Source organism: Bifidobacterium asteroides (genome assembly GCF_030758775.1).
GTDB lineage: Bacteria > Actinomycetota > Actinomycetes > Actinomycetales > Bifidobacteriaceae > Bombiscardovia > Bombiscardovia kimbladii.
Window position 1 is genome coordinate 2,053,756 of the sequence record NZ_CP132384.1, and the last position, 15,170, is coordinate 2,068,925.

Annotated in this window: 7 protein-coding genes and 1 pseudogene; 7 read left to right on the forward strand and 1 reads right to left on the reverse strand. The window is 64.6% G+C overall.

Features of this window, described 5'->3' with window-relative positions; genetic code table 11:
* Positions 1 to 12 precede the first annotated feature (12 nt).
* The 4 genes from rsmA to RAM15_RS08420 all read left to right on the forward strand — a co-directional run bounded on the left by rsmA (position 13) and on the right by RAM15_RS08420 (position 6,403).
* A complete protein-coding gene (gene rsmA / locus RAM15_RS08405; protein WP_306221529.1) occupies positions 13 to 894 on the forward strand; it encodes a 16S rRNA (adenine(1518)-N(6)/adenine(1519)-N(6))-dimethyltransferase RsmA in 882 nt (293 codons plus the stop codon).
* Complete coding sequence (locus RAM15_RS08410) at positions 891 to 1,811, forward strand: 4-(cytidine 5'-diphospho)-2-C-methyl-D-erythritol kinase (protein ID WP_306221530.1); 921 nt, start codon at positions 891 to 893, stop codon at positions 1,809 to 1,811. The genes rsmA and RAM15_RS08410 overlap by 4 nt, the downstream gene beginning before the upstream one ends.
* Entirely contained in the window at positions 1,801 to 2,433 is a 633-nt protein-coding gene (locus tag RAM15_RS08415; protein ID WP_306221531.1) for a LytR C-terminal domain-containing protein, read from the forward strand. Before RAM15_RS08410 ends, RAM15_RS08415 begins: the two co-directional genes overlap by 11 nt.
* Before the next feature lie 232 nt (positions 2,434 to 2,665).
* Positions 2,666 to 6,403 carry an RCC1 domain-containing protein gene (locus RAM15_RS08420; protein WP_306221532.1) on the forward strand — a complete coding sequence of 1,246 codons (3,738 nt, stop codon included), beginning with the start codon at positions 2,666 to 2,668 and terminating at the stop codon, positions 6,401 to 6,403.
* Between the two features lie 123 nt (positions 6,404 to 6,526).
* Here RAM15_RS08420 and RAM15_RS08425 read toward each other — a convergent pair whose 3' ends face one another.
* A complete protein-coding gene (locus tag RAM15_RS08425; RefSeq protein ID WP_306222277.1) occupies positions 6,527 to 7,939 on the reverse strand; it encodes a CCA tRNA nucleotidyltransferase in 1,413 nt (470 codons plus the stop codon).
* An 81-nt stretch (positions 7,940 to 8,020) separates the two neighbouring features.
* Here RAM15_RS08425 and RAM15_RS08430 point away from each other — a divergent pair.
* From RAM15_RS08430 to RAM15_RS08440, 3 genes and pseudogenes are all read left to right on the forward strand, one after another.
* Positions 8,021 to 8,688, forward strand: a pseudogene (locus RAM15_RS08430) (NUDIX hydrolase).
* Positions 8,685 to 10,898 carry a DUF6049 family protein gene (locus tag RAM15_RS08435; protein ID WP_306221533.1) on the forward strand — a complete coding sequence of 738 codons (2,214 nt, stop codon included), beginning with the start codon at positions 8,685 to 8,687 and terminating at the stop codon, positions 10,896 to 10,898. The pseudogene RAM15_RS08430 and the gene RAM15_RS08435 overlap by 4 nt, the downstream one beginning before the upstream one ends.
* Positions 10,895 to 15,100, forward strand: coding sequence for a murein biosynthesis integral membrane protein MurJ (locus RAM15_RS08440; protein WP_306221534.1), 4,206 nt, complete (start codon positions 10,895 to 10,897; stop codon positions 15,098 to 15,100). Before RAM15_RS08435 ends, RAM15_RS08440 begins: the two co-directional genes overlap by 4 nt.
* The last annotated feature ends 70 nt before the right edge of the window (positions 15,101 to 15,170 follow it).

The window sequence follows — 15,170 nt, forward strand, 5'->3', positions numbered from 1 at the left end:
CAGCGAACCGACATGAACACTAGAAGCGAGAGCGACCGCCTTCTGGGTGCCGCCGATATCCGACGCATCGCCGACCAGGCCGGCATCCATCCCACCAAGCGTCTGGGCCAGAACTTCGTTATCGATCCAGGCACTGTCCGCAGGATCGTGCGCCTGGCAGAGGTGAAACCCGGTCAGTCCGTTCTGGAGGTGGGTCCAGGTCTGGGATCCCTGACCCTTGGGCTACTGGAGGCGGGCTGTCTGGTGACCGCCGACGAGATCGACTCCGGGCTGGCCCGGCGCCTGCCTGAGACCGTCAGCGAACGCATGCCGGAAGCCTTGGACCGGCTGACCGTGATCAACCGGGATGCCCTGACCCTGACCCCTCAGCTGGCAGACGACGCGGGCAGAAGCGCCGACCTGACCCTGGTAGCCAACCTGCCCTACAACGTAGCCACTCCCATCATCCTGACCCTCCTGGCCCGGTTCGCCAATCTGAGCCGGTTCCTGGTCATGGTCCAGAAGGAGGTGGCGGACCGCCTGACTGCTGGCCCGGGTTCCAAGGTCTACGGCGCCCCCAGCCTGAAGCTGGCCTGGTACGGCCGTGCCGCCCAAGCGGGCAAGATCGGACGTCACGTCTTCTGGCCTGCTCCCAATGTCGACTCGGCCCTGGTCTCCTTTGTCCGTAACGAGGAAGGGCACATCGGCGAGGATGAGCGCACGCGGAATCGGGTTTTCGCTCTGATCGACGCCGCCTTCGGCCAGCGCCGCAAGACCCTGCATGCTGCCCTGAAGGGCCTGGTGCCCCCCGAGGCCTTCAAGGCGGCGGGCATCGATCCGAGCCGACGCGGAGAGACCATGACCATTGCAGAATTCGCCGCCCTGGAGCGGGCCGGCCGCGAGGTGGCCGCGTGAGCCCGGCCGTCGGCGGGGAGGGAATCGCCCTGGACTGCCCGGCAAAGATCAACCTGCTGCTTCGGGTCGGACCCGCCCGAGCGGATTGGGGCGGCCGTCACCGCCTGGACACCATCTACAGTGCCGTAAGCATCCTGGACAGAGTGGAACTGAGCCCAAGAGAGCCCGGCAGCGGCTTCAGGCTGCACATGGAGGGCGAGCATCTGGGCGATCTGGCCGACCATGACGCTGATCCCCATGCAAACCTGGCCGTCAAGGCCCTCCTAGTCATGGCTCAGGCCACCGGGCGCCAGCCGGATGTGGCCATCCGCATCATTAAGCGAATACCGGTGGGTGCCGGTCTGGCCGGGGGCTCCACGGATGCGGCCGGAACCATGCTGGGCCTGAACCGGCTCTGGGAGCTCGGGCTGAGCGCAGCTGAACTGGATGAGATCGCCGCCGGGCTGGGCGCAGACCTGCCCTTCTGTCTGCATGGTGGCCTCAGCCACGGCTCGGGTTTCGGCCAGGTTCTGGAGCCCTTGGATCCGACAGGTGCGGAGGCTCGAAGTTTGCGCAATGCCGGACTGACCGGCCGCCTGCTGATCGGCGCCTATGAAGATCAGCTGAGCACGGCCCAGGTATACAAGGCCTTCGACGCGATCGGCCCCGGCCCCGGCGACCTGAACGACCTGCAAAAAACCGCCTGTGCTCTTCACCCACGCTCGCTCCTGGCTCTGGATCTGGCCCGGCGGGCAGGGGCAGGGCCAGCTTTCGTCTCGGGATCTGGCCCATCGGTGGTGGCCATGGTTCCTCACTTGGACCAAGCGGCTACACTGATAAGACTCTGGCGGGAGCAGAATGCCGTAGACAGAATCATTGAGGCTGACTCGCCAGTCCTGCCCAGGATGGTCCCCCTACGAGTCACCCATGGACAGTAGAGTAGGCAACATGATGAATCCCGAACCACTCGACGAACGCGAGGCCCGCAGGCAGTTCGTACGACGGCGGCAGAAGATGGTCTTCACTATAGCCGTCAGCGCCCTGGTGGTCATCCTGGTCATCTGTGGTCTGATCATCTTCGGATCCATCGGGCATACCGCCAAACATGCCACCATCGCCAAGCCCAACTATGGGGTCGCTGTGCCCTGTCCGCCCGACAAGTCCAAGCTGGTCAACCACCCCGACATCCGTGTGCGGGTGCTCAACGGAACCAACAAGTCCGGTCTGGCCACTGCTCTGGCGTCGGCCCTGCGCAATCGGGGATTCAACATGCAGGATGTAGCAGACTATCCGGGCAAGACCGAGACAGCGCGCACCCAGATACGCTTCGGCGCCTCGGCCATTGACCGCGGCTACACGGTGGGATCCCAATTCAACGATGCCGTGCTGGTCATGGACGACCGCAGCGACGATCTGATCGATGTGGTCATCGGGGCAACCTTTACCGATCTGAACGACGAGGACAGCACCTCTGTCGTCGGCCGTAACATCAAAGCCATCAAGGGCTGCCTGGCCGACCCCTCCTCCCTGAAGAACCTGCCCAAGGCTCCCAAGGCCTGACACCGCAGCAATGTTGCCGGCCTGGCATCCCGCCCAGGAGCGCGGACCCGGCTGTTGTAGAACCTTCAACCGTAGGCGTTTGCGCGCATGGTATGGTAGTAGGTGTAACACCTTGGGGTCGTGGGTGTTTGGGGACTTGATACAGCTTCTTAGTACAGCTTTTTGATACAGTTTTGAGTGCGATCTCCGGGGGATGCTGTACAGGCTCTGCGAAGAAGGGGGTCGACTCATCATGCGTCAGCGTTCAGGCATGGCAGCAGCAGCCCTGGCCTTTCTCCTAGCCCTGTCCTGCACACCTGCTTTGGCCGGGAGCACCGGCAGTCCATCCGGAGAAGCCACGCCCATCACCCTGGACAAACAGCAGGGGGATGATAGCCCGCAGGCCGTATCGCCGTCCTCCTCCCCACCAATGCCTTCCCCACCAACGTCCTCACCCCTGAGCCACACGACCCCGATGCCTTCCTCACCCACGCTCGACACTGCCGGCGATGCTGATGCCGTCCAGGCCCGGTCCTACGCAGCCTGGACGGTCAGCTTCGACACGGCAGGCGGCGGCAGCGTTGGCAGGCAGACCGTCCCCGACGGGGGCCAGGCCAGTCGGCCCAGCCCCGACCCCGTCAGGGACGGATACCTGTTCGACGGCTGGTTCCAAGGCGACGTCGCCTACGACTTCACCCAGCCCGTCACCGGCAGCATCACCCTCACCGCCCACTGGACCAAGGGAGACGGCCATTGGGCCATCAGCCCCAGCCAAGGGCCCATAGCCGGGGGCGCCAAGGTCACCCTCACCCCGCCCGCGCAACGCGGCATCAGACTCAGCCAACTCAGCATGGGCGGCCTTCATTCCGCGGCCATCAGCTCGGACGGCAACCTCTACACCTGGGGAGACAATGGCGCTGGCGAGCTGGGCGACGGCACCAACACCAACCGGTCCACACCAGTCCAAGTCAAAAAGCCCAAGGGCACGCCGGAAAAATTCATTTGGAAAGAAGTCAGCATAGGCTGGGACCATTCTGCGGCATTCGGTTCGGACGGCAACCTCTACATCTGGGGCCAAAACGGCCGCGGCCAGCTGGGCGACGGCACCACCACCAAGCGGAACGCACCGGCCCCGGTCGACAAGCCCCAAGGCACGCCAGCAGGATTCACCTGGAAACAATTCACCCTAGGCGACTTGAGTACCGCAGCATTCGGTTCGGACGGCAACCTCTACATCTGGGGAAACAACCAGTATGGGCAGCTGGGCAACGGCACCACCACCAACCAGACCAGGCCGATCAAGGTCGACAAGCCCCAAGGCACGCCAGCAGGATTCACCTGGAAACAGGCCAGCCTTAGCTGCAATCATTCCGGAGCTATAGGCTCGGACGGCAACCTCTACACCTGGGGATGGAACTTCAGCGGCCAGCTGGGCGACGGCACTACCACCGACCGGCACACGCCCACCCTGGTCAAGAAGCCCCAAGGCGCACCCGCCGGGTTCACCTGGAAACAGGTCAGCATAGGCTGGCAGCATTCCGCGGCAATCGGCTCGGACGGCAACCTCTACACCTGGGGGCAGAACTACAGAACCCAGCTGGGCGACGGCACCAACACCGACCGGCACACGCCCACCCTGGTCAGCAAGCCCCAAGGCGCACCCGCCGGGTTCACCTGGAAACAGGTCAACCTAGGCGACTGGCATACCGAGGCGTTGGGCTCGGACGGCAACTTCTACATCTGGGGAAGCAACGAAAACGGTCAGCTGGGCGATGGCACCAACACCACCCGGGGCAGGCCAATCCCGGTCAGCAAGCCCCAAGGCGCACCCGCCGGGTTCACCTGGAAATACACGATCCCAGGATGCAACCATACCGCAGCGATCGGCTCGGACGGCAACCTCTACACCTGGGGAGTCAACGGCAACGGCCAGCTGGGCAACGGCACCACCACCAGCTGGAATAAGCCGGGCATGGTCAACTTCCCCGGCGCCGTCACGCCCACCAGCGTCCTGTTCGGCCAGGCCAAGGCCACAGGGATCACGGCCAACCAAGACGGCACCTGGCAGGTATCCACGCCCAAGCATGAGCCGGGGGGCGTGGACGTGACGGTCGGCTGGAGCCGGAACGGGCCGCAGCCGGACGATCACCTGCAATACACGTACATCGCCCCCCAATACCAAGTCGGCTTCAATTCCAAAAACGATTCCTGCCCCACCCCCACGGGCATGCCCCCCAGCCAGTCCGTCACCCAGGACGGGCAGACGGAACGCCCCTACCCGGACCCGAGGGCCGAAGGCTGCCTGTTCGACGGCTGGTTCCAAGGCGATGTCGCCTACGACTTCAGCCAGCCAGTCACCCATGACACCACCCTGACCGCCCACTGGACCAGGGAAGACACGCAGCACTGGTCCATCAGCCCGGACCATGGGCCCGAGACCGGCGGCACCGAGGTGACCCTGACTCCGCCCGCACAGCGAGGCATCAGATTCAACCAGATCAGACTGGGCTACAACCATTCCGCAGCCATCGGCTCAGACGGCAACCTCTACACTTGGGGAGGCAACGACGACGGACAGCTGGGCGACGGCACCAACACCAGCCGGAGCAGGCCGACCCTGGTCGACAAGCCTCAGGGGGCGGCGGACGGGTTCACCTGGAAACAGGTCATCCTCGGCGGCTGGCATTCCGCAGCCATCGGCTCCGACGGCAACCTGTACGCCTGGGGGGACAATGGCAGTGGTCAGCTGGGCAACGGCACCACCACCAACCAGAACAGACCAGTCCTGATAAGTAAGCCCGATGGAGCACCCAAAGGATTCACCTGGAAACAGGTCAACCTAGGCGGCTTTCATTCCGCGGCCATCGGCTCCGACGGCAGCCTCTACACTTGGGGGTACAACGAATACGGCCAGCTTGGCAACGGCACCACCACCAACCAGAGCAGGCCAGTCCTGATAGGTAAGCCCCAAGACGCACCTGAAGGATTCACCTGGAAACAGGTCAACCTAGGCGGCTGGCATTCCGCAGCCATCGGCTCCGACGGAGGCCTCTACACCTGGGGAGACAATCAGTACGGCGAACTAGGCGACGGCACCACCACCAAGCGGAACATGCCAGTGCAAATCGGTAAGCCCCAAGGAGCGCCAGAAGGATTCACCTGGACACAAGCCAGCCTAGGAGAACATCATTCCGCAGCCATCGGCTCCGACGGCGGCCTGTACACCTGGGGAAGAAATTCCGAGAGCCAGCTGGGCGACGGCACCACCACCGACCGGCAGACGCCAATTCAGATCGCGAAGTCCAATGGATTCACCTGGACACAAGCCAGCCTAGGCGACGGGGATTCTGTAGCTTCCGGATCCGATGGGAACCTGTACGCCTGGGGATGGAACATCAGCGGCCAGCTGGGCGACGGCACCACCACCGACCGGCAGACGCCGACCCTGGTCAGCAAGCCCCAGGGGGCGCCCAAGGGATTCGCCTGGAAACAATCCGGCGTGGGATGGTATCATTCCGCAGCCATCGGCTCCGACGGCCAGCTTTACACCTGGGGAAACAACGGCAACGGTCAGCTGGGGCGCGCCCCCTCCAACGCCTGGCCGGCCAGCCGGCCGGGACCGGTCAGCTTCCCCGGAGAGCCGCAGACCACCAGCGTATGCTTCGGCCAGAATCAGGGGCAGGGCACGTGCCTCGCCGCAGGCAAGGACCTCAAGCCCAGCCCCGACGGCACCTGGAAGGTGACCACTCCCCCTTACACGCCAGGGCTGGCGCCCGTGGCCATCGACTGGACCCAGGACGGCAAACAGCAGGAAACCGACAAGGGCAACACCTACCGGTACCTGCCCATCGCCAGCCTGCCCCTGACCGGAGGCGACGGCATGCTCCTTCTGCTCGCCATAGGACTGCTCACCGCAGGAGCCGCCACAGCCGCCAAAAGCCGCCAAAAGCAGGCCCGCATGACAGGCAGCATGAACACTTCACACAAGTAAGCAACAGTCCGGGCCGTACAACAATCACAGCCAATACCAACCTGGCACCTGATGACCAGGCAAACATCTTCCACATATAATCCGGCGGCAGCCGAACCTGCAGAATGCGGACCAGGCCTGGCTCTAGCCCTGGCTCTGCCACCAGTCCCGCAGCTCCTGCTCGGCTGTCTGCTGGTCGACCGGGCCCTGATCCAGGCGGTAGTCCAGCATGTGCTGATAGGCGCGTCCCACCTGCGGTCCCGGCTTGAGGCCCAGAATCTGCATGATCTGTTTTCCATTCAAGTCTGGCCGGATGGCATCCAGATCCTCCTGCCGACGCAGTTGAGCCACCCTGTCCTCCAACTCGTCCATAGCGGAGGAGAAGACCTGGGCCTTGCGCTTGTTGCGGGTGGTCGCATCGGCCCGGGTCAGGCGGTTGAGCCGCTCATAAAGAGGACCGGTCTCCCGGGCGTAGCGGCGTACGGCCGCATCGGTCCACCGCTCGTCCACGTAGCCGTGGAAGCGCAGGTGCATGGAGATCAGGTCGCAGACGTCGGCGATCAGGTGGTGGTCGAAGCGCAGGGCCTTCAGGCGCTTGCGGGCCAGCCGGGCCCCGACTGCATCATGGTGATGGAAACTGACCTTGCCACCGGGCTCAAAGCGTCTGGTGGCGGGTTTGCCGATGTCGTGCAGCAGGGCAGCCAGGCGCAGGGTCAGATCCGGGGCGGGCACAGGTCCGTCAGGTCCGGTCTCCAGGGCGATGGCCCGGTCCACCACCATCAGGGTATGCTCGAAGACGTCCTTGTGCCGGTGATGCTCGTCTATCTCCAGCTGCAGGGCGGGGATCTCGGGCAGAACGATGTCAGCCAGGCCGGACTGCACCAGGGCCTCGATGCCCTGGACGGGGTGGTCGGCCAGCATGAGCTTGGTCAGCTCGTCGCGAATCCGCTCGGCCGAGACGATGCTGATTCGATCGGTCATGCGGGTGATGGCCTCTGCGGTCTCCGGTGCGATGGTGAATCCCAGCTGGGCCACGAACCGCACGGCCCGCATCATCCGCAGGGGGTCGTCGTCGAAGGACTGACGGGGGTCCACCGGGGTCCGCAGCACCTGCTTGGCCAGGTCGTTGGCCCCCCGGTAGGGATCCACAAAGACCAGGTCGGGCACCCGCAGGGCCATGGCGTTGACGGTGAAGTCGCGCCGCGAAAGGTCGCCCTCAAGGCTGTCCCCATAGTCCACCTCGGGCTTGCGGGAGTTGGGATCGTAGGTGTCTCGCCGGTAGGTGGTCACCTCCACCTTGACCTCGGTTCCGTCAGGACGCCGCCGCAGCGCGCCCAAGGTGCCGAATTTGCGCCCCATGTCCCAGAAGCCCGATCCCCAGTGACGCAGGATGGGCTCGAATTGCTCGGGCCGGGCTGAGGTGCAGAAGTCCAGGTCGTGGGAGTGCCGGTGCAGGAGCAGATCGCGTACAGGACCCCCTACCAACGCCAGTTCATATCCCTGCTCGGCGAAGAGGCGCCCGAGCTCGATGGCCTCCGGCCAGACTTGGAAATCCACGCTCACCCTTTCCTACGGAGTTGATGCGCCTACTAGCATACCGTTACCCCACCTGCACATTACCTTACGTAAAGTTGGAGTATGATTACGCCCGCGGACATGGCGCGCATGCTTGCACATAGCGCCGACTCTGCGGGCACCCATGCCCGCGGACAGCAGGGGCGGGACCACCTGGTGGAGACTGTAAGCGAACGTCTGGATCCGCGGGTCCGCGAGCGCATACAGACCGAGGATGACGCTCCCACGCCTGCCCTCATGCCCCGGCATAAGCATGCCTCAGGGCCTTCCACCTTTGCCTCCCTGGATGCCCAGGAACTGCCCGTAGTGCGGGAGTATTCGGCGGGTGGACTGATCTTCGACCGACATGACCGGGTGGCCATCATCGCCCGGCACTCCCGCTCGGGCCACCTGGAATGGTGCCTGCCCAAGGGGCATATCGAGAAGGGGAAACACCCGAGCAGACGGCCGTGCGCGAGGTCCACGAGGAGACGGGGATACTGGGCAGGGTGACCGATTCCATCGCCACCATCGACTACTGGTTCACCGGAACCAACCAACGGGTCCACAAGCTGGTCCATCATTTCGTCCTGCGTATGATCGGCGGATCCCTGAGCGTGGAGGGCGACCCTGATCATGAGGCCGAAGATGCCATCTGGGTGGACTTTTCCGACCTGACCTCCGTGCTCAGTTACCCTAATGAGCGTAAAATAGCCTGGCTCTACGCGAGGAAGTATAAAAAACAGCCATGATCCAGACCCCCCTGCGCCCGAACGGGCGCACCAGCCAGCGCACCCATGCCTTCAACCGATGGGCTCGGTGGGCTCGAATCCTACCGGCGATCGTCCTCCTGCTAGCCTTGGTGATGACTCCCTGGCTGCCAACACCGGCCCTGGCTGCCCCCAATCATCAGAACTCGGCCGAGGTGGCCCTGCGCTGGTCGACGCCTGTGGTGACTGACAAATCCGGTTATGCCCTGCGCGCTACGGTGACCAACACCGCGAACCAACCTATGGAAAATGCCCATCTGAGCGTGTCCACCAGCGCCCTGTACTCCTTCAGCTCCCGGGCCGACATGCAGGCCTGGTCCGAAGGCCACGCCCGCATCCCCACCCCGGACGTGCTGGGCACTCAGAGCGTACCGACAATCCCGGCCGGGCAGAGCGTCGAGGTTTCAGTCAACGTGCCGGCTGATCAAGACGCGATCAAGAAGATGACCAGCTGGGGCCCCAAACCCGTCCGGCTTTCCCTGAGCGACAGCCAGAACCGGGTCCTGGGCGACGTGTTCACCTTTCTGACCCGGACATGGGATGGCCTGCCCACTGCAGGCACACCCGCCCTGTCTCTGACCATGGTCATGCCGCTGATCTCCTCGGATTGGAACATTGACGACAAGGCCATGACAGCGCTGATGACCCAGCCCGGTGCCGAATCCGATCCAGGCTCGGGCAAGGATAAAGACCAGAGCGTGACACTGACCCGTCAAGGGAGCCGCCGCCAGGAAGAGCAGAGTCTGCTGCTGGCCAAGCACGGGTCCCTGCAGGCCTTGGGCGATCCGGTCTACCTGTCCGCCTTCGCCAACCGTCCCAAGATCCAGGGGCTGATTCAGCCAGCCGACTTCGACATCACCGGATACGCCTCCCAGAACCAGGATCGCTATGCCAGGGCCGGGGTCACCCCCGAGTCCTGGAGCGCCCAGACAGCAGCCAAGCTTTATCCTGATGCCGCTTCCGGCACATACGCCTGGCAGGGCAAACAGGAGTGGACCATGGAATCCATCGCCGCAGCCCGTCGCGCCGGCTACCAGACGGTCATTGCCCCACAGGGCTTCGAGGTAGGAGCCGGCACCTCCGCCCACACCGGCAAGTACACCATCGACACCCAGGCCGGACAGGTGACCGTCCTGTCGGCCCAGCGCGAACTCAGCAACCTGGCAAGGGGCAACCCAAGCTCCACGCGGGCCACCGGGGAGCAGACCCAGGCGGGGCAGACGGCACGCTTCATGGCCCAGAGCGCCTTCTATCAGATGGAACAGCCCTACGCCGAGCGCTCCCTTATGGTCTGCTTTGATGCCGATCAGGACACTCAGCATGCGGACAGGATCATGACCGAGTTGGAGCACGCTCCCTGGATCCACCTGGAACCCATGGACAATCTGATGCGAGCACCCGACTTCACCGGCGGCTCATCTGGCCTGCTCAAGGCCCTCGAAGCCGATGACGGTCAGGGCGGCGCCAAGCATGGCGACAGCTCGGCAGCCACCTTGGATTCCCTGATCGCCAGCAGGGCGGACATCGACCGGTTCGCCTCCTCCATTCTGGCCGACGATCAGCAGGCCTCCCAGCCCACCGCCAGCGCCACGACCGGCAAGACCGACAGCCAGGCCTTGGCCCGACAGGATGCTGACGCCACCGCCCGCCAGCCCAAGGATCCACACCAGTGGCTGAACCGGCTGACCGCCGCCCATGACGATCTAGCCCTGAAGTCCCTGGGCGGAACCGCAGCCGCCGCCGGCCTGGCCGATCAGGCCGGCGCCATATCCCACCGGCTCCTGGACGGCATCAGCATCACGCCCAGCGAGTCCCTGAACGTGGTCAGCGAGACGGCCTCCATGCCCGTCACCGTCAGCAACAGCCACCCCTACCCGGTCCACGCCCGCATCAGCGCCCGCACCGACTCCATGGAGATCGTCACCTCGCGCCTGGCGGATGTGGTCATTCCCGCCCGCTCCGAGGCCCAAGTGACCTTCAAGGTCAGAGTGGCGACGGCCGGCAGGGCCAACGTGGACATCGGCCTGCTGGACAGCCAGGGCCGCCCCTTCGGTCAGATGCGCCGGGCCCAGATCACCAGCAATCTGCGCCTGAGCGACATGAGCGGCCTGCTCATCATTGTCTTCGCCGTGCTGCTTGGGCTCCTGGGGCTCTGGCGGCAGTTCCACCGCACGAAGGATCCGGACGAATGAGCTCCGTAGGGCGCAATTCCGCCATTATGGCCACGGGCACTGCGGCATCCCGGGTGACCGGGCAGATCCGCACCATCCTGCTGGCAGCCGCCATCGGCACCACCGGGATCGCAGCCGATGCCTACCAGACCGGCGCCATGATCCCCCAGGTCATGTTCACCCTGATCTCGGGCGGCATCTTCAACGCCGTCCTAGTCCCGCAGATCGTGCGCACCCTCAAGGAGCGGGACGCGGCTGACCGGCTGAACAAGCTGATCACCGTCGCCATGGTTCTCCTGGCCCTGCTGACCCTGTTGCTGATGCTGGGCACTCCGGTGCTGACCACCATCTATCTGAATTCCAAGTGGAACCCCGCACAGCGGGCCCTGGCCAACTCCTTCACCCTCTGGTGCATGCCCCAGGTCTTCTTCTACGGGCTCTACACGGTACTGGGCCAGATCCTGGCCGCCAAGGGCCGGTTCACCGCATACGCCTGGAGCTCGGTGGGCGCCAACCTGATCAGCTGCCTGGGCTTCCTGGTCTTCATCCTCCTGTTCGGCAACGCCCGCAGCCAGCCGGTCGGCTTCTGGGACAACGGCAAGGTGGCCCTGACCGCCGGAGCCTGGACCTTGGGGGTGGCCTTCCAGGCGCTGGTCCTCTTCATCCCCCTGATCATGAGCGGCTTCCGCTACCGACCGCGCTGGGGTCTGCGGGGCATCGGCCTGCGATCCATGGGCTCGGTGGCTGCCTGGAGCATGGGCGTGGTGGTCATCGACCAGCTGGCCAATGTGATCAACGCCCGCATCAACAACGGCGCCCCCCTGGAGGGCAACCCCTTGGACATCGCCGGCAACGGCTCCTACCAGAACGCCTACACCCTCTTCATCCTGCCATACTCCCTGGTGGCCGTCTCCGTCAGCACGGCCATCTTCCCCAAGCTGTCCAAGGCGGTTTCGGACGGCCGCATTGGAGATGCCCGCGAGGATCTGAGCCAGGCCCTGCGCAATGTCGGGCTGATGATGTTCTTTTTCACTGCGGTCATGCTGGCCATTCCGGTGCCCATCACCCGTGCCCTGCTGCCCTCCGTGGGCGTCCACGAAGCAGTCCTGATCTCGGGACCCCTGATAGGCCTGTCCCTGGGGCTGGTGCCCATGAGCGCCTTCCTGCTCATTCAGCGCACCTTCTACGCCTTCGAGGACGGAAGGCATCCCTTCATTTTCGCAGCCGTCTCCAACACCATCCAGGTGGTGCTGGTCCTGGCATCCATCCGCCTGGCCCCTCCCCGCTATTGGGCGGCCCTGGTCGGACTCAGCCTGTCCTTGAGCAACATCCTCAGCTTCCCCATGTTGGCAGGCATGCTGCGCAGACCCTTCCAGGGATATTTGGACGGTCGGCACATTCTTAGCACTTACGCCAAGGCTTTTCTGGCGGCGGGCCTGGCGCTGGCAGCCTCCCTGACGGTCAAGGCTCCGCTGACCCGCCTGGTCGGCGCCTGGGTCCAGGACCGGCAGGGCCACATGAGCTGGGTGCAGGCGCTCTTTATCTGCGTGGTCATCACCCTGCTGACAGCGGCCATCTACGCCGTGACCCTGGTCGCGCTGCGCACCGAGGAATTCACCCGGCTCATGGTCGACCTGGCCCGCCGTCTGGGCAGGACGGCGCGGCACCCGGTCCGCAGCCTGGACGCCTTGGAGGGACGGCCCTCCCGGCTGGCCGACCGCTCGGTCAGGGTGGTGCACTCCTCCTCCCCTGATTCCACCCAGCCTGGCATGGACGCGGCTCTGGAGAACTTCGAAGAGACCCGCGAGCCCGGCACTGATGGAGAATCCGCGACAGCCGGGCCCCCACCGGCTCCTCCGGCCCCCCAACCCGTTAGGATTGTGCCTAGGAACAGCACGGTCCACCACGGCGTCGCCAACCACAGGCGACGCCCCACTTCTGATGAGAGCTCGACAAGCATGAACGCGCATATCGGAGACACCATCCTCGGCAGATACACCTTGGTCACCCTGCTCCGCCGTGCCAAGGGCTTGAGCGTCTGGCGGGCCAAGGACAAGGTTCTGGACAGGGACTGCCAGCTCTTCATCGCTGGCGATTCGACCTGCACGGACCTGATCAACATCAACGCCTCCGGCCTGGCGCTGAACAAGGACCGCCGATTCACTCCGGTCTACCAGCTGCACACCCGGGACGGGGTCTCTCTGATCGTCACCGCCCCCGATGCGGGCATGTCCCTGAGGGACTATATGCACGGGCCCGCCGGCGAGACGCTGAGCGACCGGGCCATGGGCACCATCATGGGCGAGGTCACCGAGGCCATGCGCACCCTGCATGCCGCCGGCATGGTCGACTATGCAGTCTCAACCAGTACCATCAGGCTGGCGCCGGCCTCTATCACCCTGGCAGATGCCCCCATCTCGCCCATGATCGCACACCCGTCAGTCCCGAACGAGAAGGGATTGGCTGACGAGGAGCATGCCATACGCGAACTGGCTGGCGTGCTCTACGCCATGCTGACCCGCCGCCCCGACCAAGACGGACGGCAGCCCAGCCTGCAGGAGCTTCCCAAGCACACGCCCGAGGAGTTCAGGATCATCTGCATGCGCGGACTGGGATTGACTGATGACCAGGGGGCCAAGCCGGTGCCCCTGGTCACTCTGGCCGAGCTGTCGGCGCTGCTCAGCCCCTGGATCCCTCCCGAGGAGCTGACCGACAGCGATCTGATCTGGCCTGAGATGGACGGCCGCGCCTCCATCGAGACCGTGGCTCTGAGACCGGTAGATCCCAAGGATGTACTGCCCCTGCCCGATGGGCTGACCTCCTCCGCCCTGCCTGCCGCACAGACTGTGACCCATCATGAGCCACACTGGAAGACCAACCAACTGCTCTTCCCCGGCCGGGGCGAAATCGAGATGCTCAATCCCGAAGACACAGACACCGACCTCTTCTCGCTCTTCGACGAACGTCAGCGGCAGCGCTCGCTGAACAGCCGCTCCCGCAGGACCGCAGCCATGGATGTGAGCGCACTCAGAACGACGACTGCCAGGCCCGCTGCCTTACATGACGAGGAGTCCAAGGCAGTGACCGGGCGGATGCCGACCGTGGGAGACGATCAGCATCGGCCGCCCGAGGCCATCAGCGGCAGCGGCGTGACCGCCGACAACCCCGTTGAGCGCGGCTTCTCCCAGTGGGACTTCGACAAGTCCGGCGGTCGTCAGGCCAGGGCGGCATCCAGCCGGTCCGCCTCACAGAGCGCCCCACAGAGTAATGGAGACTCACATGCCCGGCGCGAGGATGATGCCGAGGCACACGACAGGACCCATGCCCGCGTGGCCAGCGGCTCGACCGACCAGGCATACGAAGAGCAGCAGAATGTCGACCCGAATCAGCATGCCGAACGAGCGCCCCGATCTCCCAAGAAGCGCGATGTTGATGAAGAAGAGCAGCAGACCACGGTCATGGAGCCCCTGCCCCCCAGCTTCACGCCTGAGATCCACTCCATGCCGGCGCCGGTGACCTATTCGGAGCTTCCGGACGATGGCCAGGACGAGGATCTGGATGACGAGACAGACATGGCCGACACCCGTCTATTCGGCCGTTTTACGACTCGCTCTGTAGTCATTGCGGTAGCGGCCGCAATCATCGTAGTGGCCTTGGTCTGGGCGGTCTCGACCATCTCCGGCTCCCGGCCCAACGTCGGCAAGGAGGAGGGCGGCTGGCCGGTCATGTCCAACGTCCCCTTCCCCGGTGGGACTGATGGGGACGAGGAGGCGACAACTTCCAGCAATGGCAAGGCCAAGGCTAACGGCAAGGCCAAGGCCGGAGCCGACAAGGTCAGCCATGCCGACAAGGAGGCCAAGAAGGTCCCCGATCCGCCCAAGCCCAAGAACACCACGGCCTATCAGTCGGATCGGCAGCTCTTCCTGAACAAGCCCGCCGGCCTGCAGGGATTCGGATGGTACATGCACCTGACCAAGCCGGAGGAAGTCTCCCGCCTGACCATCGTCATGCCCCAGAGCGGCGGCCATGCTCAGATCTACGCGAACTCCACAGCGGCCCAGCCCAACCAAGGGCAGCCGCTGGCCGACTTCAGCTTCGATCCCTCGGGCACCACACAGGTCACCCTGCGTGAACCGGTCACAACCCAGGACCTGGTCGTCTGGGTGCCCATGGACGGCATGCCGGGCAACTCCCTACGCTTCACGTCTGTCCAGGCCTTCTAAGCAGGTCCGTCACACGTCCTTGGCGAAAAACTTGGCTGTTCATCCTTACCGCTGCCTTGCTGTTGCCGAT